The organism is Promicromonospora thailandica (assembly GCF_024171955.1).
Taxonomy (GTDB): Bacteria; Actinomycetota; Actinomycetes; order Actinomycetales; family Cellulomonadaceae; genus Promicromonospora; species Promicromonospora thailandica.
The window spans coordinates 53,080-78,681 of the sequence record NZ_JAMTCS010000002.1 but is presented as its reverse complement, the minus strand read 5'-3'; the positions used below and the strand labels follow the sequence as shown (position 1 = coordinate 78,681).

The window sequence follows — 25,602 nt, the reverse complement described above, 5'->3', positions numbered from 1 at the left end:
GGGGTCGAGCCTATCGGGGCGGTGCCAGAGTTTTCGTGCGCAGCGCGACCATCGTGACCAGGGGCACGGCCGGGATGAGCGCGATCATCGCGATCCGCAGGCCGAAGTCGTTGACCAGCGAGCCCAGCACGGCCATGGCCCACATCGCCACCAGGGCCGGCCGGAGGAACTCCCAGCGCTCCTGCGCGGCCACGAACCAGGCCGGGCTCCACCGCTGCCGCCAGGCCACAGGACCGAACAGGGCGATCCCGACCACCACGAGCACCAGCACCGTGACCCAGACGGCCGGGCCGCCCGTGATCGAGTTCAGCGCGTACAGCGCCTTGCGCAGCACGGTCGACACGGCCTCGCCGTCGACCACCTGGGCCACGAACCGCCCGAGGTGCGACCGCGACTCGGGCGGCCGCAGCCAGTCCAGCACGCCGACCAGGGCGACCACGCCGACGCCGGCGGCCGCGACGCCCGTGAACCGCCAGAAGGTGAGCCGCAGCCCCGAGGCGGCGGTCGCGACCACCACGAAGGCCGGCACGAGCACCAGCCCGCCGCCGAGGTCGGCACCGAGGTTGGGCAGCACGTCGACCGCCATCGCGATGACGCCGACCACCGACACGGCGAGCGTCGCCAGGACCCGGCGGCCACGGGAGACCAGGAGCTGCGCCAGCGCGGCCGCCAGCACGATCGCGGCCACGGCGTACACGGAGAACGTGGGGTTGCCGAACCCGTAGAAGCGCGCGCCGAACGTGGGCGCCGAACCCAGCGGCGCCGCCCGGTTCAAGGGTGTGCCGAACAGGGCGTCGACCGTGAGCGCCACGAACGTGATGCCCGCGACCACGGCGGGCGCGGCCCAGAGCGGACGGCGCGGTGCGAGCAGGCTCAGCCCCGCGACGGCGGCCGTCACGAGCACGGTGGCCCCGAGGAGCGCCAGGGCGGGCAGGTCGAACCGCCACCAGCCGGTCAGCGACACCAGGAACCCGCCGGCCGGGAGCGCGGTCAGGGCCGTCGCGGCGACCTCGGCGGCGCGCTGCCAGCCGGGCCGCACGTCACCCTGGCCGTGCGCGCGCAGGCGCCGGGGCAGCCACCAGCAGACGGCGGCCAGGCCGAGGCCCAGCCAGAACGGCACGTCCACGAGCCAGATGTACGCGTCGCGGCGCACGTGGTCCCGGGCGGTCATGTCCGCGAGCTCGTCGGCGGTGAGCCAGGCGGACGCGGGGCGCTCCCCGCCGCGCAGGAGCGGCGTCGGGTCGATGCCGGCGGGCAGGTCGACGCCGACGGCGTCGAGCACCGCGGCCGGCACGTCCATGAGCCGGGCCACGCCTTCGGTGCGGGTCGCGGTGCTCGCCAGGTACCGCGGCAGACCCTCGTCGGCCGCGGACGGGCGCATCATCGCCAGCCCCAGCTCGAGCGCGTGCTCCGGCACGGTGGACACGTCGATGACCAGCACGGTCGCGTCGGCGGGCGCCGCCTCCAGGACGCGCCAGACCGCGAGGTCCACGTCGGAGACCAGCTCGGCGCGCTGTGCCGCGACCTGCTCGCGGCCGTCCGGCTCGCGCTCCAGCTCGGCGCGCTCCCGGACGTCCAGGAGCGCGGACCCCGCGTCCACGAACGTGACCGGGCAGTCCCACGCGCCCGACCCGTCGGCCACCGCCGCGTCCAGGTCGAAGTAGCGCCCCACGCCGCCGTCCCGGCCCGCCAGCGCGACGGCGGCGCCCGGCCCGACCGCCGTGGAGCACGCGTCGCCCAGCGCCTCACCGAGGGTGCCGGGCCGGGCCGCGTAGCCCGACCCGCGCTGCAGCTCGAGCAGGCGGTCCCACTGGTCGACGACGGCGGGGCCGCCGGGCCGGGGCGCGACCGGCCCGTCGGCCGCCGCTGCGTCGTCCGCACCGCCCGCGCCGGAAGCCCCGGCGCCCTCGCCGGAACCCGTCGCGTCCTCGCCGGCGCCGTCCGCCCCGTCGCTCGGTCCGGTCGCCGCCGACACCGTGAGGTCGTCGCAGACCCAGTGCCGGTCGGCGTCGCGCTCGTCGGCGATCTCGGTGAGGCGGCCCGCCGAGAGGCTGAGCCAGCCGCTGTCGGGGCACCGGGCGGCCCGCCCGTTGGGCAGGGTGAGGCCCGCGGCGTCGGCTCCGTCGGTCAGGAGGCCGTACAGGGTCGGCGCGGGCGCCTGCCCGGTGTCGAGCGACGGCTGGACGTCGGTCCAGCGCAGGCCCTGCGTGCCGATGACCACCAGGCTGCCGCCCGGGGGGACGATCGGGGACGCCGCCGACAGCGAGCCCGACTCCTCGCCCGCCGCGTCGGCGCCGGGCACCGGGAGCAGGGCGGCCGCGAAGAGCAGGCTGAGCAGCAGCGCCCCGGACAGGCCCAGCACGGCCGACGGCACCCCGCGCACGGGCCGCGCCATGCGCGCGGGGGCCGTCCGGGGCACGGGCGGCGTGAGCCAGCGGCGCACGCGGGCGTACCGGGCCAGCGGTCCTGGACGCACCACCAGGAGCGCGGCCAGGGCGAACGGCACGAGCAGCAGCAGCCCGCGGGTCCGGTCGCCGAGGAACGGCGCGGCGTCGACGGCCACGGTGACGAGCGCGACGGCGGCGACCACCAGCGGCGCGGCCCAGGGCACGCGGGCGGGGCGCCCGCCACCGGCCGGCAGGCCGGCGGGCCGGCGCTGCACGACGGCGACCGCGAGGCCCGCGGCGAGCAGCAGGCCGGACCCGGCGTAGAGCGCGAAGGCGACGTCGGAGAAGCCGTAGAACCGGTCGGCGGTGGCCAGCGAGGGCCCGAGCAGCGAGCCCTGCAGCAGCGTGAACCCCGTGAGGCCGTCCACGGTGAACACGAGCCACGTGACGGCCGCCGCGGCGAGCGCGGTGCGCGACGGGACGGGCGGGAGCAGGCGCGACAGCCCGCGCACCGCGAGCGCGAGCACCACCGTCGCGACCGTCAGGGACAGCGCCAGCCCGAACTCCGGGGCGGGCCAGACCCACCACCGGGCGAGGGTGGCCAGGCTGGCCGCCGCGGGGGCGGAGACCGCGAGCAGCGCGGACCCCAGCGCGAGCCGCCGCCGGTACGGGCCGGGCTCGCGGCGCGGCCGGCCGGTGCGCCGGGGCAGCACGAGCACGAGCACCGCGACGAGCAGGAACAGGACGATCGCGCCCGCGAAGGCGGGGACCTGCGCGGGGATCGTGTCGGCCAGCACGTTGATGTACTGCCGGTTCTCCACGGTGCGGGCCACCGTGGTGCGCCGCGGCTCGCCGACCACGACGGGCATGCCGTCGATCGCCGGTTCCTCGACGGCGGGCTCGGGCCCGGGCACCTCGGCCTCCGGGTCGGGGAGCGCGCCGCCCGCCTCGGCCGCGGTCGCCGTGAGGTCGGTGAGCTGCACGAACCCGGTGCTGCGCGACGCCTCCGACGTCAGCCAGCGCACGCGGGGCACGTCGGCCACCCAGTCGACCACGACCTGCAGCCCCTGCTGCGTGAGCGGGGTGTCGGCGATGCCGGCCACCAGGACGCGGGTGCCGGAGGGGAGGCCGCCGCGCAGCGTGCTGAGCGTGTCGTCCAGGCCGTCCAGGGCCGCTGCGCGCTCCGGCCCCTCGGGCAGGCTCCCGGCGTCGACGACGGTCACGGGGCACTCGGTCAGCGCGTCACCCCAGCCCGTCCCGGGGACGGCCGGCCGCGTGGGCCCGTCGTCGTCGGCCTCCTCGGGCGCCGCGGCCCGGATGAAGGCGTCGAGCGACGGGACGTACCGGTCCACCGTGCCGTTCTCCCGGGCGAGCATGACGGCCGCGCCCGGGCCCACCGCCGTCGTGCAGGCGCCGGCCTCGTCGAGGAGCTCGCCGAGCAGACCGGGCGCCGGGGTCCTGGCCGCGTCGACGGCGGGCTCCTGGTCGTCGTCCTGCACGGGCAGGCCGGCCCAGCCCTCGACGGTGGCGGGCGCCGGTCCGTCGCCGCCCGTACCGGTGGCGCGGGGCACGGGCGTGCACGACGTCGCCCCGCGCGCCTCGGGCGTCTCCTCCTCGGCCGCGTCGGGGGCGTCGGCGCGCTCCGCGCTGCCCGCCGAGACCGTGCGGCTGCCCGCCGACAGCGTGAGCCAGGCGTCCAGGGGGCAGGTCGCGGGCGCCGCCGTGCGGACGTTGATGGAGGCGACGGAGCCGCCGCCGATCATGTGCCACAGGTTCGGGGTGGTGCTGCGCGAGACGTCGGTCCAGCGCAGTCCTGCCACACCGACCACCACGACGGGCGCGGGCTCGGCCGGGGCGGCCGGCGCGGCCGGGGCGGACGCGGCCCACGCCGCCGGGCCGCCCAGGCCCAGCAGCACCGACACGAGCAGGACCAGGACTGCGGGTACGGTCACGGCTCGCGCGGGACGGGGATTCACCCGCCCAGGGTAAGGGGCGCGGGCGGTCACGGTGCCCGGACGAGCAGGGCGCCTTCCTGCACGTGCACGTCGATCTCGACGGCGCGCCCGAGCGGGTCGCCGTCCACCTGCGCCTCCTCGCCCCCGGGCACGCGGATGCGCGCGCGGCGGGCCTTGGTGTGGTCGATGCGCCCCAGCTTCTCGGGCAGCTCGTTGCGCACGCCCACGCCCTGCATGGCGATCTCCAGGGTGAGCTGCGCCCAGCCGAACACGCCCCCGCGGACGTCGACCGCCGCGACGTCGAGCACGCCGTCGTCCAGCACGGCGTCGGGCAGCAGGGTGACGCCGCCCGGGAGCATGCCGCAGTTGCCGACCATGATCGACCGGGCGCGCGCCTCGACCGGCGCGCTGTCGTCGAGCTGCAGCGTGGCGCGCATGCGCCGGGCCTGCATGTGGGACAGGCCCGCCACGAAGTAGGCCACCCAGCCCACGCGCTTCTTGAGCGTGGCGTCGGCGGTGGCGACCATGGCCGCGTCGAACCCCAGCCCGGCGATGACCAGGAAGATGTGCCGGCGCTCGGTGTCGGGCTCGTGGTCCGGCTGGTTGGGGTGGTCGCCGTTGCGGGGCTCGTCGGCGAACTCGGTCACGCGCAGCCAGCCGACGTCGATCGCGCGGGTCCGCCCGTGCACGATCATGTCGAGGGCCTCGTCCACGCCCGTGAGGGGGAGCTCGAGGTTGCGCGCCAGGAGGTTGCCCGTGCCGACGGGCACCACGCCCATGGGGGTGCCCGAGTCGACCATGGTCTCGGCGACGGCGCGCACCGTGCCGTCGCCGCCCGCCGCGACGACGATGTCGGCGCCGTCCTCCAGCGCCCGCCGGGCCGGGCCCTGGCCGGGGTCGTCCACGGTGGTCTCGTACCAGAGCGGCTCGGCCAGGCCGTGGGCGCTGCAGTACGCGCGTACCTGCACCTGGAGCCCGCCCGCGCCCGGCTTGGACGGGTTGACGACGACGGCGAGCCGCGGCGCCGGCCCCGCCCCCTCCGCCATCGCCCGCTGCGGGCCGCGCCGGCGCATGCGCGCCTGCTGCGTCCAGACCACGACGGCGACGGAGAGCGCCAGCACCGCGAGGACGATCGCGACGATCCCGAGCCAGGCCTGCCACTCCATGGCGTCAGCGTACGTGGCGGCAGGGGGTGCGACGGCCGGGCGCCTGCCGTCCGGCCGGGCGCACCGTCGTCAGCTGCGGACGTTCGAGCCCGCGTGGCGCACCGCGTCCACCGCGCCGCGCATCTTGCGCGCGTTCACGGCGAGCAGCACGTCGCGGTACTGGGCGGCCCGGTGGATCTGGCCCTTGAGGTCGTTGGCCGAGGCCCGGTGCTTGAGGTCGCACGGCACCTCGACCGCCACGTACCCCTTGCGCAGCAGGTCGATGGTCATGCCCGTCTCGACGCCCCAGCCGCGGGCGAGCGGCGTGGCCGCCTCGAACGCCTCGCGGGTCAGGCAGCGCATGCCGGACAGCGGCTGCGACGGGCTCCAGCCCGTCATCGCCTCGATCGCGCGGCGGGACGCGCCCACGACGACCCCGCGGCCGCCCGCCCCCGCCTGCTTGGGCAGCAGCGCGATCGCGAGATCGGCCACCCCCTCCCGGACGGGGCGGACCAGCGGCGCCGTGTTGACGGCCGTGTCGCCGAGGTCGCCGTCGATGAACATGAGGAGGCGCGGCGGGCGCCCGTCGGCGTCGCGCATCGCCACGACGGCGGCGCCGGTCTCCATCGCGGCGGCCTTGCCGCGGTTGTGGGAGTGCCGCACGACGACGGCGCCCGCGGCACGCGCGACGTGCTGCGTGTCGTCCTCGGAGCCGTCGTCGACCACGAGCACGAGGTCGACGTGCGGGATCGCACGCGCGGAGCGCACGGTAGCGGCAATGCGCTCGGCCTCGTCCTTGGCCGGGATGATCGCCGCCACCCGTTGGACGTTCTTGCCTGCCTGTGCATTGCCGGGACGCGTGGTCTTCGCGACCGGGAGAGCGTTCACACCTGTCCTGCCTGAAGCGTCGATTTGCCGTGGTGGGTGTTCGGAGAGTCCTTTGCTTGGTGAGTGCAAAGGTTTACCCCTGGAATCCTACTCCCTTGGTCCGCTAGTTGCCGAAACCTGGGCCGCTCGTGGCGATCCGCGGTGACTGCCGACGCGTTCCGGGTCGCTCGCACCAGACCGGCCGGGGCGTCCGGCCTAGCGCAGGGTGACCTGGCGAGAGACGATACCTGCTCTTGCGCGTCGCTCGTTCGCATCAAGCGGCTCCTTGATGGAAAGTGCTTTCGCGAGCTTCTCGCCCAGCTCGGCCACCGGCGCCTCCAGGTCCTCCGCCTGCGTCCCCCTCGGCAGCTCCCAGACCGGGACCACCAGCCCGGACGCGCGAAACGCTCCCACGAACCTTCCACCCGCGAGCCCTGACTCACGCTTTGCGTGCAGGCGGGAGATGGCATCGATGACGTCGTCCTCCGGCTCGGGACGTGCCCAGCGCAGGAACTCCCGCGACATGCTGCACCAGTACGCCGACTCGACCGACGACACCTTGACCGTGGGGATCGCGCCGTCGGCGGCGTCCTCCAGGTTCTGCTTCAGCTCGGGGGTCAGGTCCGCGCTCGGGTCCAGCCAGTAGTCGAACGAGTCGTGCACCGTGACCTCGAACGGCACGGTCAGGTCGAGCACGTCCTGCAGGCGGGGCCCCTCGCCCGGCAGGGCGCCCGACTCGACGGCGGTGCCCGGCTCCAGCTCGAGCGCCTCCAGCAGCGCGGCGGCCAGGTCCCGGCTCACGTCGCCCGAGCCGACGATGCCCTGCACCGCCAGCAGGACGGTGCCGTCGGCGCGGTGCAGCGCCGTCCAGGCGCCCGGCAGCAGCGTCACGACCGTGACGTCGCGGGCGCCGTACTCGGCGGTCGTCCGCGCCGTCGCGGTCGCCGACGGGACGATCTCGCGCATCGCCACCCAGTCGGTCTCCCCGGGAAGACCCTCGAAGGGCCGGAGCACGAAGTCGGAGGAGGGGTTCTTGGCCATGCGGCGAGTGTATCCACGAGCCCGGCCCCGGAACCGACGGGCCCGTGATGTTTCCGGGCAGACCCGTGAACAGCCTGCGAGGTCCGGGCGATGATGGGGCGGTGGATGCCTGGCTCGCCGCTCACCTGCCCGTGCTCGACCTGTCGCGCGCCGCCGTCCGGGCGGTCGGGAGCGCCGTCGCGCGCCTCGACCGCGCCCGGGGGCGCGGCGCCGGCCAGGGCGCGGCCGAGCCCGACCCGGCCCGCGTCGCCGCCGCCTTCGGGTCCGACCGGCTCTTCGCGATCGACGGCCGGCCCGTACCGGGGTTCGCCCCGCTGTCCGGGTTCTTCCGGACCGCCGACGGCTGGGTCCGCACGCACGCCAACTACCCCCACCACCGGCGCCGGCTGACGGCCCTCGCCGGCCTGCCGGACGACGTCGGCCGGGACGCCTTCGCACGGCGCCTCGCCGACCTCCCGGCGGACGACCTGGAGGAGCGGGCGGCCCGGCGGGCGCGATCGTGGCGCGCGTGCGGACCGAGCAGGAGTGGCGGGAGTCCGCACCGGGCCGGGCCGCGGCGGCGGGACCGCTCGTCCGGGTCGCGGAGCGTGAGCCGGGCGGCAGCCCGCGGGCCCCGCGGCCGTCCGAGGGTGCCGGGCCCCTGGCAGGCGTCCGCGTGCTCGACCTCACCCGGGTCGTCGCCGGGCCGGTCGCCACACGCACGCTAGCGCTCCTCGGGGCGGACGTGCTGCGCGTGGACCCGCCGGACCCCGCGGAGATCGCGTGGCAGCACCTCGACACCGGGCAGGGCAAGCGCAGCACGGTCCTGGACCTGCGGACGGCGCCGGGCCTCCGGACCGCGCGGGAGCTGCTCGACGCCGCCGACGCGCTCGTCACGGGCTACCGGCCGGGCGCCGTCGAGGCGCTCGGGCTCCGGGCGCCGTCCGGCGTGGTGACCGGCCGGGTGTCGGCCTGGGGCGACGCGGGACCGTGGGCCGGGCGGCGGGGCTTCGACTCGATCGTGCAGGCGGCGTGCGGCATCGCCCTGCTGGAGGGCCACGACGGGGCGCCCGGGGCCCTGCCCGCGCAGGCGCTGGACCACGCGTCGGGCTACCTGCTCGCGGCGGGGCTCGTCGACGCGCTCACGCTGCGGGACGGAGGGCCGGGCGCCACGGGGGACGGCCGAGGACGGGACGTGTCGGTGTCGCTGGCCCGGACCGCCACCTGGCTCCTGGACCTCCCGGGACGGGACCCGGTGCACCCGCCGGCCGCGGCGCCGTCGGGCAGCGGGCCGGACCCGCGGACGGTGACGCACGACCGGGTGACGACCGCGCGCCCCGCGCTACCGGGGTACGACGACTACCCGCACCCGGCCCGGCCCTGGGGCGAGGACGTACCGGTCTGGCGCTGAGAGAGGGTCAGGCGCGGGCGCGGCCGCGGCGCGCCATGACGAGCGCCCCCGCGCCACCGACCACCAGCGCGCCCGCGGCCGCCGTGAGCGTCGCGGCCTCGGCACCCGTCAGGGCGAGGCGGATCGGGGCGTCCAGCGTGGCCTCGGCGAGCGCGGCGGTGTCCTGGCCCGCGGCCTCCGAGCGCTCCGGCACGTAGGAGGTGAGCTCCGCACCGGCGGTGTCGGCCGAGGTGGGGCCCTCCCACTGCTGGCCGGGCGCCTGGACGGCCAGCGGTTCGGACGTGGCCAGGGGCGTCACGGCGGCCGCCTGCGTGACGGTCGTCGACGCGGTCTGCTCCGTGGTCCCCGTCGTGGCCGCCTGCGTGGTGGCGGGCTTGCGCTGGACCGGCTTGACGACCTCGGGCTTCGGCTCGGGGGTCGGCGCGGTCTCCTCGGCGGCCTCGACGTACTCGCGGATCACCTCGCGCACCTTCTCGCGGTCCTGCTCGTCCCAGCCCTGGTCCCAGCCCTGGGTCTGGTCGGTGCGGTGCTGGGTGGTCTGGTGCCGTCCGGTGCGCTCCGTGCCGCCCTGGTCGCCCCCGCGGTCGCAGTCGCCCTGGGAGCCGTACCGCGGCACGTCGTAGTTGGGCTCGGTGTAGCGGGCCGGCTCGTACGAGCGCGGCGTCTGGGACTGGCGTCCGCCGTCGTACCCGGAGCGGCCGTCGTGCCCGTCGTGGCCCGAGTGGCCGTACCCGTCGTGGCCGCCGTCGTGCGCCATCGCCGGGGTCGCGACGGCTGTCGCGGCGGTGGCGAGCGCGATCGTCGCCACGACGCGGGAGGCCGTGGACCTGGCGGCGGACGAAGGCTTGACGGCGGCGTGCTTCATGAGAGCTGCTCCAGCTGGTCGGCTACAACGGCCCGGAATGGCAGGGCCGCGACGACGCTACCTGATCTCTGTTCCGGGAAAAAGGGGCACATCAGAAAAAGCACATCAGACGGTAACGATTCGATAACAAGCGCATTATCGGTGGAACCTTCTCGACCCGGAGAAAAACGTAAACAGGGTGGAGTGCCGAAGCACTCCACCCTGCTACGTCAAGACCGAAGAGGCTGGGGTCCTCTTGGGTTCAGCGGGTCAGGAGAGGCCACCCAGGAGGCCGCCCGTCAGACCGCCCACGACACCGCCGGTCAGGCCGTCCACGGTGTCGGTGACGCCACCGACGGTGTCCGCCACGGCGCCGCCGGCGACACCCTTGACGGTGCTGCCCACGGTGTCCACGACGGGCTTGGCGACGCCGTCCACGACGACGTCCTTCACGACGGGCTTGGCCACGCCGTCGACCACGACGTCCTGGACCAGCGGCTTGGCCACCTTGTCCACGACGGTGTCCTTCACGACCGGCGTCACGACGCCGTCGACGACGCCGTCCTTCACCACGCCGCCGACCACGTTGCCGAGGACGACGTCCCCGACGACGGGCTTCGCGACGTCGTTCACGACGCCCGGGACGACCTTGCCGGTCACGGTGCCGACGGTGCCCGGCACGACCGAGCCCGCCACGGAGCCGACGGTCGAGGTGACGCCCGGCACCACGGTGCCCTGCACGGAGCCCACGGCGCCCGGCACGACCTCGGTCACGGCCGGCTTCACGACGCCGTCCACGGCCACGTCGCCCACCACGGACTCGACCGCACCGGCGGCCGGGGTGGTGACCTTGGCGACCACGCCGGGCACGTTCGCGACGATGCCCGGGACGTTCGAGACGACGCTGTTCACGACGCCGCCCACGCCGCCGAGCACGCCCGGCAGGTTGGCGGTGAGGCCGGCGACCGGAGCAGTCACGCCGCCCAGCACGTTCGGCAGGTTGCGGATCACGTCGGCCACGGTGCCGGGCACGCCGTCCACGGCATCCGTGGCGGTGTCGGCCACGCCGGCCACGGTGCCCGTGGCACCGGAGACCACGTCACCCGAGGTCACGCCGCCGACGACGCCGGAGACGGCGCCCGTCGCGGTGCCGACGACACCGCCGGCCACGCCGTTCACGACGTCGCCCTGCAGCACGCCGCCGGCCACGCCGTTCACGACGCCCGAGGCGGTGTCGACGACGCCGCCGCCGAGCACGGTCTGCAGAGCCGACTGGGCGGTGCCGGTCACGCCGGACACGACCGAGCCGCCCGTCACGCCGCCGACGGCACCCGAGACGAACTGCGCGGGCTTGTAGTTGGGGGCCAGCGCCGTGGTCGGCGCGATGGAGGCGGGGAGCTCCTTGGTCACCGAGTCCACCACGGGAACGGCGGCCGTCAGCTCGTTGAGGTCGATCGAGGTCGACGAGAGAGCGGGAAGGCCCTGCGTGAGACCCTCGGCCGTCGTGCCGAGGTCACCAAGGGAGTCCAGCGGCGAGGCCTCTGCAGCCATGGCCGGGGCGGCCATGCTCGTGGCCGCGGTTGCGATGGCGACGGTCGCGATGGTCCGCGCGCCCGCCGATGCGGTCTTCTTCTTGGGTGCTGCGTGCTTCAAAAGTTGCTCCAGCATCTCGTTGCGCATATGCGCGTTCGGTCCTTGAGCCCCCGAACTTAGCCCTCACCTCCGGGTGAATAAAATCACCCTCATCACGATTGCATAACGATGCCCGGATTGGACCGCGAAAACCGGTCCGCCCGGCTTGTTCCCCGGGTTGGTGCGGGTCGCGTTATCGGCGAGCGGCGGAACCGGCGTCTCGCTGGGCGGACGCCTCGGCCGTCAGCGCCTCGGCGTCCTGCACGAGCGCGGCCTCCGCGGCGCGCGCCTCGGCCGTGGCGCGGGCCCGGACGGCGACGATCCGGTCGTGCAGCTCGGCGTGCACGCGCTTGCGCACGTCCCGGGCCACGAGGTCGACGTCGGCGTCCTGCGGCGCGGGCTCCCCGCGCGCGGCGAGCTCCGCGGTGAGGCGTGCGACGACGTCGGCCACCTCGGCCCGGACCCGGACCTCGGCCTCGTCGAACAGGGCGACCACGGCGGCGTCGGCCTCCCGGCCCAGCCGGGTCTCCTCGAAGCGGTGCGCCGCGGCGTCCACGATGTCCTGCGCCTGGGCGACGACGTCGCGGGCCACGGCAGGCGCGTGCGCCTTCAGCGTGGCGAGGTCGTAGAGCAGCACGCCCTCGACGTCGGCGACGCCCGGGTCGACGTCACGGTGCAGGGCGAGGTCGAGGATCACCAGCGGGCGCGGCTCCGGCTCGTCGCCCGCCCGGTCGGCGGCCCGCTCGCGCGCGCGGACCAGCGCGGCGGCGTCCAGGACGTGGCCGAGGCTGGCCTCGGGCGCGCCGTCCGACGTCAGGTGCGGCAGGGTCGTGGGACCGCCGTAGTTGCCGGCCACGAGGTCGGCGAGCCGCTCGTCGTGGGGCTCGGCGGCCTGTTGGTCCGTCCGCACGGCGAGCGCACGCCCGCGGGCTCCGCTGCAGCTCACCACGAGGTCGGCGTCGGCGAGCGCCTCGACGAGGGAGTCGACGGGCTGCACGTCGTGCGACTGCGCGAACGTCGCGGCGCGGCCCGACTGCGAGTACACGCGGATGTCGGCGCAGCCGCGGGCCCGCAGGGCCGCGACGGACGCCCCGGCGTACGAGCCGGTACCGATGAGCACGGCGCGCGTGGCGTCCCAGGGCGGCAGCTCGCGCTCGGCGAGGTCGAGCCCGAGGGCGACCACGGAGCGTCCGGCGGCGCCCAGCTCGGTCTGCGTGCCGACGCGCTTGGAGGTGCGCGACGCCGTCTGGAAGAGCAGCTCGAGCGTCTTGGACGTGGTCTCCTGCTCGCGGGCCTCCTCGAGCGCCCGCTTGACCTGGCCCGCGATCTCACGCTCACCCACGACCATCGCGTCGAGCCCGGACGCGACGGCGAACAGGTGCTCGGTGACCTCGGGGCCGGTACGGACGGTGAAGCTGCGCGCGGCGACCTCGCCGGTCACGCCCGAGGAGTGCGCCACCAGCTCGGCGACGTGCCGCGTCGCGTGCCGCACGCTGTCGCCGCTGAGCGGCGCGTCCACGTCGAGGTAGAGCTCGAAGCGGTTGCAGGTGGAGATCACGACGGCGCCCGCGACCGGGCCGCACGTACCGACGACGACGCGACCCACTGACGACGAACCCGTGGACAGGCGTTCCAGCGCGTCGAGGTCGAGCTCGCGGTGGCTGGCGGTGAGGGAGAGGAGAACCACAGTGCTCCAACTTTATGCACCCGGGCCGGGCAGGGCAGAATCAATGAGCGTGAAGTCCACCACGCTCGCCCCCGCCCACCCGCTCACCGACGGGCGGACCTCTGCCGCACCCCTGGTGCAGGCCCTGCGGGGTGAACGCCCTGGTCGGACGCCCGTCTGGTTCATGCGCCAGGCCGGCCGCTCCCTGCCCGAGTACCGCGAGGTGCGCCAGGGCACGGCCATGCTGGAGGCCTGCCTGCGGCCGGACCTCGCGGCCGAGATCACGCTGCAGCCCGTGCGCCGGCACGGCGTGGACGCGGCCGTCTTCTTCTCGGACATCGTGGTGCCGCTCAAGCTGGCCGGCGTGGGCGTCGACATCGTGGCCGGGGTCGGGCCGGTGATGGACCAGCCGTACCGGACGCCGGAGGACGTCGCGCGCCTCACCGCACGCACCCTGGACGACGACGCGCTCGGGCCGATCCGCCAGGCCGTGGCGCTGACGGTCGCCGAGCTCGGGTCGACGCCGCTGCTCGGGTTCGGCGGCGCGCCGTTCACGCTGGCCGCGTACCTCGTGGAGGGCCGGCCCTCGCGCGACCACCTGGCCGCGCGCACGCTCATGCACGCCGATCCCGCGACGTGGGACGCGCTCGTGGCCTGGACCGCCGACCTCACCGGGGAGTTCCTGCGGGCGCAGGTCGAGGCGGGCGCCAGCGCGGTGCAGCTCTTCGACTCGTGGGCGGGGTCGCTCTCGCTCGCGGACTACACCACGCGGGTCGCGCCGTCGTCGGCCCGGGCGCTCTCGTTCGTGGCGGACGCCGGCGTGCCGGCCATCCACTTCGGCACCGGGACGGGCCACCTGCTGCCCGCGCTGCGCGACGTGCTGGTCCAGGCCGGGATGGCGGACCACGCGGTGGGCATCGACTACCGGACCCCGCTCGACGAGGCCGCCGCGCTGCTGCCCGGCGTGCCGCTGCAGGGCAACATCGACCCGGCGCTGCTCGGCGCGCCGTGGGACGTGCTGGAGGCGCACGTGCGCGACGTCGTCTCCCGCGGGCTCAAGGCGCCCGGCCACGTCGTGAACCTGGGCCACGGGGTGCCGCCCGAGACGGACCCGACCGTGCTGACCCGGGTGGTCGAGCTGGTGCACTCGCTGTGACCCCGGCCCCCGGTCCGGCGGACCGCGCCCCGGCGGGGACCGCGGACGCGCGGGCGGGGGCGGTCGACGCCGTCGTGGTCGGCGCCGGGATCGGGGGGCTGGTCGCCGCGCACACCCTCGCGGGGCAGGGGCTGCGCGTCGTCGTCCTGGAGGCCGGCGACCGCGCCGGCGGCCCGGTCCGCGGCGGGGCGTTCGCCTCGGTGCCGGACGTGCCGCTGGACCTCGGCGCGGAGTCCTTCGCGGTGCGGGGCGGCGCCGTCGAGCGGCTGGCCGCCGAGCTGGGGCTGACCGTCGAGGCGCCCGCCGCGCTCACCGCCTGGGGCTACGCCGCGGGGCGCGCGTTCCCGCTGCCCGCCGCCGGGGTGCTGGGTATCCCGTCGCGCCCGTGGGCCGCCGACGTGCGCCGGGCGATCGGCTGGCCGGGGGTGCTGCGCGCGTCGCTGGACCGGGTGCTGCCCGCGCGGCTCGTCGACACCACGGACCTGGGCACGCTCGTGCGCTCCCGGCTCGGCGCCCGGGTCGCGGACCGGCTGGTGACACCCGTCGCCTCCGGTGTGCACTCGGCGCCGCTGGACCGGCTCGACGTCGACGCCGTGGCCCCCGGGCTCTCCGCCGCCTACGCCGGAACGGGTTCGCTGTCCCGCGCCGTGGCCTCCCTGCGCGCCGCCGCGCCGCCGGGCTCGGCCGTGCGCGGGATCGACGGCGGCATCCACGCGCTGGTCGACACCCTGGTGGACCGCCTGGACGTCCGCCTCGGCGCGCGGGTCACGAGCCTGGCCCGGGTGGCCGCCCCGGCGCCGGGGGCCGACTGGCTGGTCCGCACCGCCGACGGTCAGGTGCTGCGCACCCCGCGCGTGGTCCTGGCGGCGGCGCCGGACGCCGAGATCGGTCGCCTGCCCAGATCCGCCAGCGAGGTCGGTCCCCTGTCTCGAGATCGGTCCGACGATGTACCGATCTCGAGACAAGGGACCGACCTCGACGCAGCCACCAAGCAACCGACCGAACTAGGCGCAGCCGGCGGGGTCATGGCGCCGGTCCGCGACGAGCGCGGCGCCGACATCCGGCTCGTGACCCTGCTGGTCGACGCGCCCGAGCTGGACGCGGCGCCGCGTGGCTCCGGGATGCTCGTCGCGCCCGGCACCACGCCGGGCACCGTGCGCGCCAAGGCGCTGACCCACGCGACGGCGAAGTGGCCCTGGCTCGCCCGGCGGGTGCGTGCCGCTGCCGGGCCGGGGGTGCACGTGGTCCGGCTCAGCTACGGCCGCATGGGCGAGCGGACCGCGCAGCCCACGGCCGAGGAGGCCGCACGTGATGCCTCGGCCCTGCTCGGAGTGGACCTGACCGACCGGGTCCGCGAGGTGCTGCACCAGCGTTGGGACGGCGCTCTGCCCCCGCCCACGCCGGCCTACCGTGCCGCCGTGACGGCGTACGCCGAGGCGGTCCGGGCCGAACCGGGCCTTGACGTCACCGGCGGCTGGGTCGCGGGCACGGGCCTGGCTGCGGTCGTCGCGCACGCGCAGCGCACCGCCGAACGCCTCGAGGTGCCCCCACCCACCGCTCCGGGGGAGCCTCGTTCTGACAGGCCGCCAGCAACCCTGTGAGATCCGTCCGGGCTGCGCCTCCCGGTTTTCTCCCGGTGGGGGTTCGGGTGGAGACTGGGTTGGTGACCCCGACCCCCCTCTCCGTCAGCACCCCCGGAAGCGACCGGGCCGACGCCGCGCCGATCCGCCTCGGCACGCGCGCGAGCGCCCTGGCCACCACGCAGAGCGGGCTCGTGGCCCGGCGCCTGGAGGAGCTCACCGGACGGCCGGTCGAGCTGGTGCGCATCCGGACCGAGGGCGACGTGAAGACGGGGAGCCTCGCGAGCCTGGGCGGCACCGGCGTGTTCGTCACGGCCCTGCGCGAGGCGCTGCTGGACGGCCGCTGCGACGTCGCCGTCCACTCCCTCAAGGATTTGCCCACCACGCCCGCCGAGGGCCTCACCTTCGTGACGCCCGACCGCGAGGACCCGCGCGACGCGCTGTGCGCCCGTGACGGCCTCACGCTCGCGACGCTGCCGCGCGGCGGACGTGTCGGTACGGGGTCGCCGCGCCGTGCGGCGCAGATCCGCGCGGCCCGCCCCGACCTCGACGTCGTGGACATCCGCGGCAACGTCGGCACCCGCCTCGACCGCGCGCTCGGCCCCGAGGCCGACCTCGACGCCGTGGTCCTCGCGTACGCCGGCCTGTCCCGCCTAGGGCGCACCGAAGTGATCAGCGAGGTGCTCGACGTCGACGTCGTCGCGCCGGCCCCCGGGCAGGGTGCGCTCGCCGTCGAGGTGCGCACCGCCGACATCGCGTCCGGCGAGGCCGGTCCCCGCGTACCCGACCTCGCCGAGGCCGTCCACCTGCTCGACGACCGGCCCACCCGCCTCGCCGTCCTCGCCGAGCGGTCCGTGCTGGCCCGCCTGGAAGCCGGGTGCGCCGCCCCGGTGGGCGCGCACGCCACGGTGTCCGGCTCGACGCTGCGACTGCGCGCCGTCGTCGCCGCCGTCGATGGTTCGGAGCAGATGGCGCGCACCGCGGAGACCCGGCTCTCGCCGGACGTCGCCCCCGACGTCATCGACGCCGCCGCCCGCACGCTGGGCGTGTCGGTCGCCGAGCACCTGCTGGCCGACGGCGCCGAGCGGCTCGCCCCGCTGAGCGCGACGGTCCCGGAGAAGGCGTGACCGAGCCGGTCCCCCCGCCGGGCGCCGCCCCAGAGGATCCCGCGCGACCGGACGCCGGCCGGCCGGACGTTGCGTCGCCGACCGACGCCGCCGCCGGGGCGCCCGCCGTCCTGGTCGCGCGCTCGCCCGAGCGAGCCGCCGGTCTGCTGGCGCTGCTGCGCGAGCGCGGGCTGGACGTGGTCGCGGCGCCCGTCATCGAGCGCGCGCCCGTCGAGGACCAGGCAGTGCTCGACGCGGCCCGCGAGCGCCTCGCTGCCGGCGCGTACGCGTGGGTGGCGGTCACCAGCGTGAACGCCGTGGACGCCCTGCTCGGTGCCTCCGCGCGCCCCGCCGCCCCGGCTGCGGGAGGGCCACTGGAAGAGACAGTCTCGCGCGGACGGGTTGCTCAGAGTAGACAGCGTCTACTCAGCGCAACACACGCGCGCGCAGGCGACTCTCCCCGCGGCGACACGCCCGGGACCATCGACACGCCGAACACGTCCAGCGCCCACGAAGTGGCCGGCGCACGCGAAACGGCACGCGACACGACCGGAGCGCACAGCGCGGTCGGCGCACGGTCCGTGCGGTGGGCCGCCGTCGGGCCCGCGACCGAGCAGGCGCTCGCCGCGCACGGCATCTCCGCCGAGCTGGTGCCCGGCACCGCGACCGGGGCCGGTCTCGCCGACGCGTTTCCCGCCGCACCGCGCCGGCCCGACGCCGGCCCGACCGGACAGCGGCGGTCCGGCAGCCCCGCGCCGGAGGACGCCGGGCGCCCGCGCGTGCTGCTGCCCCTCGGGGATCTCGCGGCCGACACCGTCCGCGCGGGCCTCGTCGCCAAGGGCTGGGCCGTCGACGTCGTGACGGCCTACCGGACGGTCGCGCGCGAGCTGCCCGCGGCGGTGCGGCGGCGCCGGTACGACGTCGTCGTGGTCGCCTCCGGATCGGCCGCGCGCCGGCTCGCCGCCGAGGTGGGCCCGCAGCGGGTGGTCGCGATCGGGGAGCCGTCGGCCCGCGCAGCGGGCGACGTCGGGCACACGGTGCTCGGCGTCGCGGCGAGCCCTACGGACGAGGCCCTCGCCGACGCCGTGACCGAAGCCATCGTCAGAGCCTGACACCACACCGAGAGAGAAGGACACCGTGAGCACCTCCGGGATCGTGTACCGGCCGCGCCGTCTGCGCGCCACGCCGGGTATGCGCCGCCTCGTCGCCGAGACCCGCCTGCACCCCGCCGACCTCGTACTGCCGCTCTTCGTCAAGGAGGGCCTGACCGAGCCGGTGCCGCTGGCGAGCATGCCCGGGCAGGTGCAGCACACCGAGGAGTCGCTGGTCGAGGCGGTCCGGGCCGCGCGAGACGCCGGCCTGGGTGGCGTGATGCTGTTCGGCATCCCCGCCGAGAAGGACGCGAACGGGTCGCAGGCCGACGCCCCGGACGGCATCCTGCAGCGGGCGCTGCGGGCGTCGCGCACCGCGCTCGACGAGGGCCTGGCCCCGGGCGAGGCCACGCCGGTGCTCATGGCGGACACGTGCCTCGACGAGTTCACGGACCACGGCCACTGCGGTGTCCTGACGTCCACAGGGGCTGTGGACAACGACGCGACGCTGATCCGGTACGCATCCATGGCGGTGGCGCAGGCCAAGGCGGGCGCGGACGTCATCTCGCCGTCGGGGATGATGGACGGCCAGGTCGCGATGATCCGCGACGCCCTGGACGACGCAGGCTTCGCCGACACGAGCATCCTGGCCTACAGCGCCAAGTATGCGAGCGCCTACTACGGCCCGTTCCGCGAGGCCGTGGACTCCGAGCTCAGGGGTGACCGGAAGACCTACCAGATGGACCCCGCGAACGGCCGCGAAGGCCTGCGCGAGGCGGACCTGGACCTCGCCGAGGGCGCCGACCTGGTGATGGTGAAGCCGGCCGGCTCCTACCTGGACGTGCTGCGCGCGGTCGCGGACCGCAGCGACGTGCCCGTGGCGGCGTACCAGGTGTCGGGCGAGTACGCGATGATCGAGGCGGCCGGCGCGAACGGCTGGATCGACCGCGACCGCGCGGTGCTGGAGTCGGTGACGAGCATCAAGCGCGCCGGTGCCGATGTCATCCTGACCTACTGGGCGCTGGAGATCGCGGGGTGGATCAAGTGAGCGAGCAGAGCCAGGAGACCGTCGAGGCGCAGGGGCTGCGCCGGGCGCCCGAGGCCAACCACGCGGCGTTCCTGCGGGCGCAGGGCGCCATCCCGGGCGGCGTGAACTCGCCGGTGCGGGCCTACGGGAGCGTGGGCGGCGACCCGCGGTTCCTCGCGTCGGCCCGCGGCCCGTACGTCACCGACGTCGCGGGGCGCGAGTACGTGGACCTGGTCGGGTCGTGGGGCCCGGCGCTCCTGGGGCACGCGCACCCCGATGTCGTGGCGGCCGTGCAGGACGCCGCCGCGCGCGGGCTGTCGTTCGGCGCCCCGACGGTCGGCGAGGTCGAGCTGGCGGAGGAGGTGCGCCGCCGGGTGCCCGCCGCGGAGCGGGTCCGCCTGGTCTCGACCGGCACGGAGGCGACCATGACGGCGATCCGTCTGGCCCGTGGTGTCACGGGCCGGCCGCTCGTGGTCAAGTTCGCCGGGTGCTACCACGGGCACATGGACGCGCTGCTGGCGGAGGCCGGGTCGGGCGTCGCGACGCTCGCGCTGCCCGGTTCGGCAGGGGTGACCGAGGCGACCGCCGCCGAGACGCTGGTGCTGCCGTACAACGACCTCGCGGCCGTCGAGGCGGCGTTCGCGCAGCGCGGCTCGGAGATCGCCGCCGTCATCACGGAGGCGTCGCCCGCCAACATGGGCGTCGTACCGCCCGCCGAGGGCTTCAACGAAGGGCTGCGGCGGATCACGGCGGCGCACGGCGCGCTGTTCGTCATGGACGAGGTGCTGACGGGCTTCCGCGTGGGCCCGGCCGGCTGGTGGGGCGTGGAGAACGCCGCGATCCGGACCGCCGGGGGCGAGGGCTACACGCCCGACCTGTTCACGTTCGGCAAGGTCGTCGGCGGCGGCATGCCCGTGGCGGCGCTCGGTGGCCCCGCCGCGATCATGGACCACCTGGCCCCGCTGGGTCCCGTCTACCAGGCGGGCACGCTCTCCGGGAACCCCGTCGCGGTCGCCTCCGGCCTCGCGACCCTCCGCCTGGCCGACGACGCCGTGTACGCCCGCGTGGACGAGGTCTCGCGCACGGTGTCGGACGCCGTCGGCGAGGCGCTGACCGCCGCGGGCGTCGAGCACCGCGTGCAGCGGGCGGGCTCGCTGTTCTCGGTGTTCTTCGGGCCGCTGGCCGCGGCGTCGGGGGTGCGCGACTACGCGCAGGCCCAGGCCGCGGAGACCTTCCGGTACACGCCGTTCTTCCACGCGATGCTGGAGGCGGGCGTCAACCTGCCGCCGTCGGTCTTCGAGGCCTGGTTCCTCTCCGCGGCCCATGACGACGCCGCTCTGGCCCGCATCCTGGACGCCCTGCCGCGCGCCGCCGAGGCTGCCGCCGCCGCCACGCGTTGACGAACCTCAAGAACCTCAAGAACCTCAAGGGCGATCCCGGGCAGCCCTTGAGGTTCTTCGGCTGAGCGTTGAGTTTCACCCGCCACGCTGGAGGCAGGTCCACTCGACGGAGGCATGCCATGGCGGAGACACGACGACACCCCGAGTGGGGCGTCGGCTCGCTGACTGCGGGCTCGCACCGCGCGGACGACCTCGGGACCGGCCCCGCGCCGGACGTCCTCGACGAGGGCGTGCTCCTCGACCTCGCCCGCGACCTCGGCCAGCCGGCCGCGCGCCGCTGCGCCGAGCGGTACCGCACGAGCCTCAAGCGACGCATCGAGCTCCTCACCGTCGCCGCGCTGGAGGTCCGCGAGCACGCCGTCTGCGAGACGGCACTCGACCTGGCCGTCAGCAGCGCCACGGTGGGAGCGGTCGCCCTGGCCAAGGCGGCCTGGGCCGTCGCGCACGACGTGGTGCAGACGCGCGCCGTGCCTCAGGTCGACGCGCTGGAGCGGCTCATGTGGCTGGCGCACGACACCGAGAGCGCCCTGGTCAGGCTCTCTCGAACCGGTACCCCAGACCCCGGACCGTATGGATGAAGCGCGGGTGGGTCGGGCTGTCGCCCAGCTTGCGCCGGACGTTGGCCACGTGCACCTCGACCGTGCGGCGGTCCGCCTCGGTGACCCCGCCGTAGCCGTGGTCCTCGGGCCGGAGCAGGGCGGCCAGGTCGCCCTTCGGCACCGGCCGGCCCCGCGCGTCGTGCAGGGCCGCGAGCAGGGCGAACTCCGTGCGCGTGAGGTGGACCGGCTCGCTGCCCAGGCGCACCGTGCCCCGGGCGGTGTCGATCTCGAGCCCTCCGCCGTCCACGCCGGGGGCGTGCTCCTCCACGACCGGCACCGGAGCGAGGTGACCGGTCCGGCGCAGGAGCGCGTCGATCCGGGCGCGCAGCTCACGCGCCCGGAACGGCTTGGTGACGTACTCGTCGGCACCTGACTCGAGGCCCATGAGCGTGTCGACCTCGTCGACCCGTGCCGTGAGCATCACGACCACCGTGTCGGAGAAGGTCCGGAGCCGGCGCACGACCTCGAAGCCGTCGATGTCGGGCAGGGACACGTCCACGGTGGTCACGACGGGCCGGTGCGCCTTGACCAGCGCCACACCCTGCGCCCCGGTGGCCGCGGGGTGCACGACGAAGCCGGCCTGCTGGAGGATCACCTCGATGACCTCACGGATGAGGTCGTCGTCCTCGACCACGACGGCGACACCCCGCCCCCCGGACTGGTCCATCTGCCGAACGTAGCAACCGCCTGGCCACCACGCCGTTCGGCGCACTTGACGCACTACCCCCGAGGGGTATGTCATTGGGGGATGACCGAGGCGACGGAGACCACCGAGGCGACCGAGGCCGCCGCCGGACAGCACGACCACCACGACCACCACGGGCACGGCCCGCACGACGGGCCGCACGGCTACGCGTCCGACAAGCCGGGGTACCTCAAGCGGATGCGCCGGATCGAGGGCCAGGTGCGGGGCATCGCGCGCATGATCGACGAGGACGAGTACTGCATCGACGTGCTCACCCAGGTCAGCGCCGTGACCAAGGCCCTGCAGGCGGTGAGCCTCGCCCTGGTGGAGGATCATCTGGCGCACTGCGTCGTGGACGCGGCCAAGGCGTCCGACGACGAGGGCGCCGCCAAGGTCAAGGAAGCTTCCGAGGCGATCGCCCGCCTCGTGCGCATGTGACCGCCGACTTTCTCGAACCGAACTTTCTCGACCCGAGGGGACCACACGACATGACCACCGTGACCACGCTCGCCGTGACCGGCATGACCTGCGGGCACTGCGTGTCCGCCGTGACCGGCGAGCTGCGGAACGTGCCGGACGTCCAGGACGTCACCGTCGAGCTGCACGCCGGCGAGACGTCGCAGGTGCGCGTGATCTCGGACGCGCCGCTCGCGGAGCAGCCGCTGCGCGACGCCGTCGACGAGGCCGGCTACGCGGTGTCGGGGGTCGACGTGCTCGAGAACGCCGTGGCCGCCGAGTCGGCCGCGCAGGCGCCGGGCAAGCAGGCGAAGCGCACGCTCCCGATCATCCCGTCCTGATCGCGGTGACCGGCATGACCGGCGCCACCGGGCCGGACCCGCGGGTCTCGGCCGTGCAGGTGGTCGGTGCGGGTGCGGGCCCGGAGGACGGGGCGCCGGAGCAGCGGGCCGAGATCCTGCGGTATGCCGGTGCCGTCGCCGCCCTCGGCGACGGCCCGGTGTGGCGCGCGATCGCGGCGGCGGACCGGGCAGCGAACGAGGCGGCGGACGACGGCGACGCCCGGCCGGAGCTCGAGGTCGGCGGATTCGTGGCGCACGCGGACGGCGGTGCCGAGGGGCTCGTCCGCCGCGCGCACGCCGGTCTGGCGCCGGGCGGCCTGCTCAACACCCGCCGGGTGCTGCTCGGCCCGCCCGCCTGGCTCGCCGGGCAGGGCGTGACCGTGCCGCCCGAGGTGGCTGCCGCCGTCGGGCCGCTGGACGGGCCGCTCGACGAGCAGGGTGCGGCGGACGCCGTCGCCGTGGCATGGCACGGCGCCGTGCGCGGCGTGATCACGCTGCGCACGGCGCCGTCGGGCACCAGCTGACGGGCGCCGGCCCTAACGGAACCGCCGCCCCTCGTCCCGCCGGTAGGCGAGCACCGCCAGCACGGCGAACAGCACCGTCCAGCCGACGAGGACCGGGAGTGCGAGAGCGTAGCCCTCGGCGCCGGTGGTGGCCTGCACCAGCAGATCACGGCCGGCGCGGGTGGGCGTGGCCTGCGAGATCGCGTCGAGCCAGCCGGGGAACATCTGCGGCGGCAGGAACAGCCCACCCGCGAAGGCCAGCGGGAACAGGATGACCTGCACCACCGGCAGCGCGGCCTTGGCCGACAGCGCGTGCCCGATCGCCATGCCCAGCAGCACGAACGGCACGGACACGGCCAGGATGGTCCCGATGCCGGCCAGCAGCTGCCCCGGCGTGACCGTGGCCGCCGTGAACAGCCAGCCGATGACGATCAGCGGCAGGAGCCCGAACAGCGAGAAGATGCCGCCGTTCAGCACGCGCGCCACCATCTGCGGGCCGGGCCCGGTGGGCAGCGAGCGCAGGAACGGGTAGAACGGCAGCTGCCGGTCCTCCGCCACGCCGAGGCCGTAGGTGAACAGGCTCGCCGAGCACACGGCGAACAGGCCCAGGCCGGCCACCGCGACGGTCGCGAACAGCGGGTCGTCCGCCACGGTCCGCTGCGGCACCACGAAGAAGAACATGGACAGCGAGGGGAACAGCAGGTTCCCGAGCACCGCGACCGGGATCCGCACCGTCTCCAGGAACTGGTAGCGCAGGTGCAGCCAGGCCAGCACCCAGAACGGGCGGGTCCGCCGCTCCGGCTCGGCGTGGGCGGACGCCGCGGCCGTGGCCGGGCTCGTCGTGACAGGGCTCATCGGAGTGCTCCTTCGTTCCCGTGGGCGACCAGCTGACCGAAGGCCTCCTCGAGGGACGCACCCCGGATCTCCAGGTCGCTGAACCGCGTGCCGGAGGTGACCAGGTCGCGGACGAACGCGTCCGAGTCGGCCACGAGGTGCTCCTGGCGCACGCCGTCGCCGTCGGTGAGCTGCACGCGCCGCACGCCCACCCGGCGCAGGATCGCCGCGAGGGAGTCGTCGGCGAGCACCGTGCCGTGGTCGATCACCACGACGCGCTCCGCCAGCGCCTGGACCTCCTCCAGGTAGTGCGAGGTGAGCAGCACCGTGCCGCCGCTCGCGTGGTAGGCGCGGATCGCGTCCCACAGGGCGGCGCGGCCGCTGACGTCGAGGCCGGTGGTCGGCTCGTCGAGCAGCACGACGCGCGGCCTGCCCACGAGGGAGAGCGCGACGGCGAGCCGCCGCTTCTGACCGCCGGACAGCGACCCGGTCTGCCGCTTGCCGAGGTCGTCGAGGCCGAACTGGTCCAGCAGCTCGCCGGTCGGCACCGGGTCGGGGTAGTGCCCGCCGACGAAGTCCACGACCTCGCGCACCCGCAGGGTCGCGGGCAGGCCCGTCTCCTGCGGGGTCAGGCCCAGCGTCGTGCGGGCCCGGGGGTCCCGGGGGTCGCGACCGTCGAGGCGCACCTCTCCGGCGTCGGGCCGTCGCTGGCCGCTGACCAGCGACAGCAGCGTGGACTTGCCGGCCCCGTTGGGGCCGAGCAGGCCGACGAGCTCGCCGTGCCCCACCTCCAGCGAGACGTCGTCGAGGGCGACGACGGTGCCGAAGCGTCTGGTCACCCCGCTGACCTCTACCGCGCTCATCACTGTGCTCCCTTCAGAAGGTCCATCAGTGCCGCCTGGTAGTCCGCGAACGCGGTGCGGCCCTTGTCGGTGAGGGCGAGGTACGTGGCAGGCATCCTGCCCTCGTGCGTCTTGGTGACCTGCACGTACCCGGCGTCCTCCAGCTTGCGCAGGTGGGTCGACAGGTTCCCGGCGGTCATGTCCAGCAGTGCGCGCAGCTTGGGGAAGGCCAGCTCGTCGCCGCGTCCCAGCGCCGCGAGCGAGGCCACGACGCGCAGGCGGGCGGGGGCGTGGATGACCGGGTCGAGGTCCTCAGGCACTCCGCACACCGCCCTCCGTCCGGGCAGAGGTCGAGCGGCGGCGCCGGCGCAGCACGTGCTCGACGACGGCCATCGCGAGGAACCCGCCCCCGCCCGCGAGCGCCATGACGAGATAGGTGTGGGGCATGCCCGCGAAGGCGGCGACCACCGCGGTGACGAGCATCCAGCCGCCGACGGCCGACATGCGGTACTCCTCGAACAGCATGCCGCCCGCGATGTACAGGAGGCCGGTGATCAGGGCCGCGAAGCCGTTGGCCGCGATGGCCATGATCTCGGGCTCCGCGCCGGCCCGGCCCATCGCCCCGAGCAGCACGCCGAGGCCCAGGAACGCGAGGAACCAGGTCCACCCGTACATGGCGCCGATCCGGGCGCTCACGCCGCGCACGCCCGCGGTGCGGGTGACGCTGTGCACGATGGTGAACACCATCGCGCCGACGATGCACCCGGCGAACACCCAGCCGGCCCAGGCCGCGGGCAGGCCTGCCGTGCGCGCCGTGGTCCACATCGCGAGGTAGCCGATCAGCCAGGCGAGGCCCCAGGCGCCGAACAGCAGCCGCCCGTCGGGTCCGGTGGCGTCGCGGGCACGCTCCTGCTGCTCGCGGATCAGGCGCAGGGTCTCGGCGGCGTCGAGCGCGCCACCGTCGCCGTCCTGCCCGGCCCCCGCCGGGGTTCCTGCCGTCGGATCGCTCACCATGATCTCCACCTCGTCGCCCAAACTGGTTTGTACCGCAAACC

General features: G+C 75.6%; 24 protein-coding genes. 12 read left to right on the top strand and 12 right to left on the bottom strand.

Translation table 11 applies throughout. The features are described 5' to 3' along the window. Positions 1-10: 10 nt before the first annotated feature. From APR03_RS03520 to APR03_RS03505, 4 genes are all read right to left on the bottom strand, one after another. Entirely contained in the window at positions 11-4,363 is a 4,353-nt protein-coding gene (locus tag APR03_RS03520) for a hypothetical protein (protein ID WP_253832864.1), read from the bottom strand. Positions 4,364-4,389: 26 nt separating this feature from the next. Continuing rightward, the gene (locus APR03_RS03515; protein WP_253832862.1) at positions 4,390-5,508 is read right to left on the bottom strand and encodes a diacylglycerol/lipid kinase family protein; all 1,119 of its coding nucleotides are present in this window, start codon (positions 5,506-5,508) and stop codon (positions 4,390-4,392) included. Positions 5,509-5,577: 69 nt separating this feature from the next. Then, entirely contained in the window at positions 5,578-6,375 is a 798-nt protein-coding gene (locus tag APR03_RS03510) for a glycosyltransferase family 2 protein (protein ID WP_142032120.1), read from the bottom strand. A gap of 195 nt (positions 6,376-6,570) precedes the next feature. Continuing rightward, positions 6,571-7,395 (bottom strand): DUF5926 family protein, encoded by an 825-nt coding sequence (locus APR03_RS03505; RefSeq protein ID WP_253832860.1) that lies wholly within the window; start codon positions 7,393-7,395, stop codon positions 6,571-6,573. 101 nt (positions 7,396-7,496) lie between these two features. Here APR03_RS03505 and APR03_RS03500 point away from each other — a divergent pair, with 101 nt between their 5' ends. Both APR03_RS03500 and APR03_RS03495 read left to right on the top strand, forming a co-directional pair. After that, the gene (locus APR03_RS03500) at positions 7,497-8,102 is read left to right on the top strand and encodes a hypothetical protein (protein ID WP_253832858.1); all 606 of its coding nucleotides are present in this window, start codon (positions 7,497-7,499) and stop codon (positions 8,100-8,102) included. Further along, the gene (locus tag APR03_RS03495; RefSeq protein WP_253832855.1) at positions 8,051-8,785 is read left to right on the top strand and encodes a CoA transferase; all 735 of its coding nucleotides are present in this window, start codon (positions 8,051-8,053) and stop codon (positions 8,783-8,785) included. Before APR03_RS03500 ends, APR03_RS03495 begins: the two co-directional genes overlap by 52 nt. Positions 8,786-8,792: 7 nt before the next feature. Here the strand turns inward: APR03_RS03495 and APR03_RS03490 are convergent, their stop codons facing one another. The 3 genes from APR03_RS03490 to APR03_RS03480 form a co-directional block, all read right to left on the bottom strand. Further along, positions 8,793-9,650 carry a hypothetical protein gene (locus APR03_RS03490; RefSeq protein ID WP_253832853.1) on the bottom strand — a complete coding sequence of 286 codons (858 nt, stop codon included), beginning with the start codon at positions 9,648-9,650 and terminating at the stop codon, positions 8,793-8,795. Positions 9,651-9,899: 249 nt separating this feature from the next. Then, positions 9,900-11,309, bottom strand: coding sequence for a hypothetical protein (locus APR03_RS03485; protein ID WP_253832851.1), 1,410 nt, complete (start codon positions 11,307-11,309; stop codon positions 9,900-9,902). Positions 11,310-11,454: 145 nt separating this feature from the next. Further along, entirely contained in the window at positions 11,455-12,948 is a 1,494-nt protein-coding gene (locus APR03_RS03480) for a glutamyl-tRNA reductase (RefSeq protein ID WP_253832849.1), read from the bottom strand. 43 nt (positions 12,949-12,991) lie between these two features. On the opposite strand from APR03_RS03480, the gene hemE reads away from it, so the two are divergent. The 7 genes from hemE (at position 12,992) to APR03_RS03445 (ending at position 20,865) form a co-directional block, all read left to right on the top strand. After that, positions 12,992-14,083 carry a uroporphyrinogen decarboxylase gene (hemE, locus tag APR03_RS03475; RefSeq protein WP_372494751.1) on the top strand — a complete coding sequence of 364 codons (1,092 nt, stop codon included), beginning with the start codon at positions 12,992-12,994 and terminating at the stop codon, positions 14,081-14,083. Beyond that, positions 14,080-15,684 (top strand): protoporphyrinogen/coproporphyrinogen oxidase, encoded by a 1,605-nt coding sequence (locus APR03_RS03470; RefSeq protein WP_253832845.1) that lies wholly within the window; start codon positions 14,080-14,082, stop codon positions 15,682-15,684. The genes hemE and APR03_RS03470 overlap by 4 nt, the downstream gene beginning before the upstream one ends. A gap of 62 nt (positions 15,685-15,746) precedes the next feature. After that, the gene (gene hemC / locus APR03_RS03465; RefSeq protein ID WP_253832843.1) at positions 15,747-16,790 is read left to right on the top strand and encodes a hydroxymethylbilane synthase; all 1,044 of its coding nucleotides are present in this window, start codon (positions 15,747-15,749) and stop codon (positions 16,788-16,790) included. Further along, positions 16,787-17,881 (top strand): uroporphyrinogen-III synthase, encoded by a 1,095-nt coding sequence (locus tag APR03_RS03460; protein ID WP_308216431.1) that lies wholly within the window; start codon positions 16,787-16,789, stop codon positions 17,879-17,881. The genes hemC and APR03_RS03460 overlap by 4 nt, the downstream gene beginning before the upstream one ends. A 79-nt stretch (positions 17,882-17,960) precedes the next feature. Next, positions 17,961-18,908, top strand: coding sequence for a porphobilinogen synthase (hemB, locus tag APR03_RS03455; protein WP_253833442.1), 948 nt, complete (start codon positions 17,961-17,963; stop codon positions 18,906-18,908). Between the two features lie 35 nt (positions 18,909-18,943). Then, positions 18,944-20,287 carry a glutamate-1-semialdehyde 2,1-aminomutase gene (gene hemL, locus APR03_RS03450; RefSeq protein ID WP_253833440.1) on the top strand — a complete coding sequence of 448 codons (1,344 nt, stop codon included), beginning with the start codon at positions 18,944-18,946 and terminating at the stop codon, positions 20,285-20,287. Between the two features lie 119 nt (positions 20,288-20,406). Next, positions 20,407-20,865, top strand: a complete 459-nt coding sequence (locus APR03_RS03445; RefSeq protein ID WP_253832839.1) for a hypothetical protein — start codon at positions 20,407-20,409, stop codon at positions 20,863-20,865. On the opposite strand, the gene APR03_RS03440 is transcribed toward APR03_RS03445, so the two are convergent. Beyond that, the gene (locus APR03_RS03440; protein ID WP_253832837.1) at positions 20,819-21,553 is read right to left on the bottom strand and encodes a response regulator transcription factor; all 735 of its coding nucleotides are present in this window, start codon (positions 21,551-21,553) and stop codon (positions 20,819-20,821) included. The genes APR03_RS03445 and APR03_RS03440 overlap by 47 nt on opposite strands. A gap of 81 nt (positions 21,554-21,634) precedes the next feature. On the opposite strand from APR03_RS03440, the gene APR03_RS03435 reads away from it, so the two are divergent. Genes APR03_RS03435 through APR03_RS03425 form a run of 3 tightly spaced genes read left to right on the top strand, consistent with a single transcriptional unit; the run spans position 21,635 to position 22,892 of the window. Beyond that, positions 21,635-22,009 carry a metal-sensitive transcriptional regulator gene (locus APR03_RS03435; RefSeq protein WP_253832835.1) on the top strand — a complete coding sequence of 125 codons (375 nt, stop codon included), beginning with the start codon at positions 21,635-21,637 and terminating at the stop codon, positions 22,007-22,009. A 50-nt stretch (positions 22,010-22,059) separates the two neighbouring features. Continuing rightward, positions 22,060-22,368: a heavy-metal-associated domain-containing protein gene (locus APR03_RS03430; protein WP_253832833.1), complete on the top strand. Its 309-nt coding sequence runs from the start codon at positions 22,060-22,062 to the stop codon at positions 22,366-22,368. A 14-nt stretch (positions 22,369-22,382) separates the two neighbouring features. Then, complete coding sequence (locus APR03_RS03425) at positions 22,383-22,892, top strand: hypothetical protein (protein WP_253832831.1); 510 nt, start codon at positions 22,383-22,385, stop codon at positions 22,890-22,892. A gap of 12 nt (positions 22,893-22,904) precedes the next feature. On the opposite strand, the gene APR03_RS03420 is transcribed toward APR03_RS03425, so the two are convergent. From APR03_RS03420 to APR03_RS03405, 4 genes are read right to left on the bottom strand one after another with little or no spacing between them, the layout of a single operon-like run. Further along, positions 22,905-23,726 carry an ABC transporter permease gene (locus APR03_RS03420; protein WP_253832829.1) on the bottom strand — a complete coding sequence of 274 codons (822 nt, stop codon included), beginning with the start codon at positions 23,724-23,726 and terminating at the stop codon, positions 22,905-22,907. Further along, positions 23,723-24,568, bottom strand: coding sequence for an ABC transporter ATP-binding protein (locus APR03_RS03415; protein WP_253832827.1), 846 nt, complete (start codon positions 24,566-24,568; stop codon positions 23,723-23,725). Before APR03_RS03415 ends, APR03_RS03420 begins: the two co-directional genes overlap by 4 nt. Continuing rightward, a complete protein-coding gene (locus APR03_RS03410; protein WP_253832825.1) occupies positions 24,568-24,867 on the bottom strand; it encodes a transcriptional regulator in 300 nt (99 codons plus the stop codon). Before APR03_RS03410 ends, APR03_RS03415 begins: the two co-directional genes overlap by 1 nt. Next, on the bottom strand, positions 24,860-25,561 hold the full coding sequence (locus APR03_RS03405) for a hypothetical protein (RefSeq protein ID WP_253832823.1): 702 nt from the start codon (positions 25,559-25,561) through the stop codon (positions 24,860-24,862). The genes APR03_RS03410 and APR03_RS03405 overlap by 8 nt, the downstream gene beginning before the upstream one ends. Positions 25,562-25,602 lie beyond the last annotated feature (41 nt).

What these genes read in the sequence shown, in the direction of transcription:
- APR03_RS03515 (WP_253832862.1), bottom strand. Translation starts at nt 5,508, where the DNA reads ATGGAGTGGCAGGCCTGGCTCGGGATCGTCGCGATCGTCCTCGCGGTG.
- APR03_RS03505 (WP_253832860.1), bottom strand. Translation starts at nt 7,395, where the DNA reads ATGGCCAAGAACCCCTCCTCCGACTTCGTGCTCCGGCCCTTCGAGGGT.
- APR03_RS03490 (WP_253832853.1), bottom strand. Translation starts at nt 9,650, where the DNA reads ATGAAGCACGCCGCCGTCAAGCCTTCGTCCGCCGCCAGGTCCACGGCC.
- APR03_RS03485 (WP_253832851.1), bottom strand. Translation starts at nt 11,309, where the DNA reads ATGCGCAACGAGATGCTGGAGCAACTTTTGAAGCACGCAGCACCCAAG.
- hemE (WP_372494751.1), top strand. Translation starts at nt 12,992, where the DNA reads ATGAGCGTGAAGTCCACCACGCTCGCCCCCGCCCACCCGCTCACCGAC.
- hemB (WP_253833442.1), top strand. Translation starts at nt 17,961, where the DNA reads ATGCGCCGCCTCGTCGCCGAGACCCGCCTGCACCCCGCCGACCTCGTA.
- APR03_RS03445 (WP_253832839.1), top strand. Translation starts at nt 20,407, where the DNA reads ATGGCGGAGACACGACGACACCCCGAGTGGGGCGTCGGCTCGCTGACT.
- APR03_RS03440 (WP_253832837.1), bottom strand. Translation starts at nt 21,553, where the DNA reads ATGGACCAGTCCGGGGGGCGGGGTGTCGCCGTCGTGGTCGAGGACGAC.
- APR03_RS03435 (WP_253832835.1), top strand. Translation starts at nt 21,635, where the DNA reads ATGACCGAGGCGACGGAGACCACCGAGGCGACCGAGGCCGCCGCCGGA.
- APR03_RS03430 (WP_253832833.1), top strand. Translation starts at nt 22,060, where the DNA reads ATGACCACCGTGACCACGCTCGCCGTGACCGGCATGACCTGCGGGCAC.
- APR03_RS03425 (WP_253832831.1), top strand. Translation starts at nt 22,383, where the DNA reads ATGACCGGCGCCACCGGGCCGGACCCGCGGGTCTCGGCCGTGCAGGTG.
- APR03_RS03420 (WP_253832829.1), bottom strand. Translation starts at nt 23,726, where the DNA reads ATGAGCCCTGTCACGACGAGCCCGGCCACGGCCGCGGCGTCCGCCCAC.
- APR03_RS03415 (WP_253832827.1), bottom strand. Translation starts at nt 24,568, where the DNA reads ATGAGCGCGGTAGAGGTCAGCGGGGTGACCAGACGCTTCGGCACCGTC.
- APR03_RS03405 (WP_253832823.1), bottom strand. Translation starts at nt 25,561, where the DNA reads ATGGTGAGCGATCCGACGGCAGGAACCCCGGCGGGGGCCGGGCAGGAC.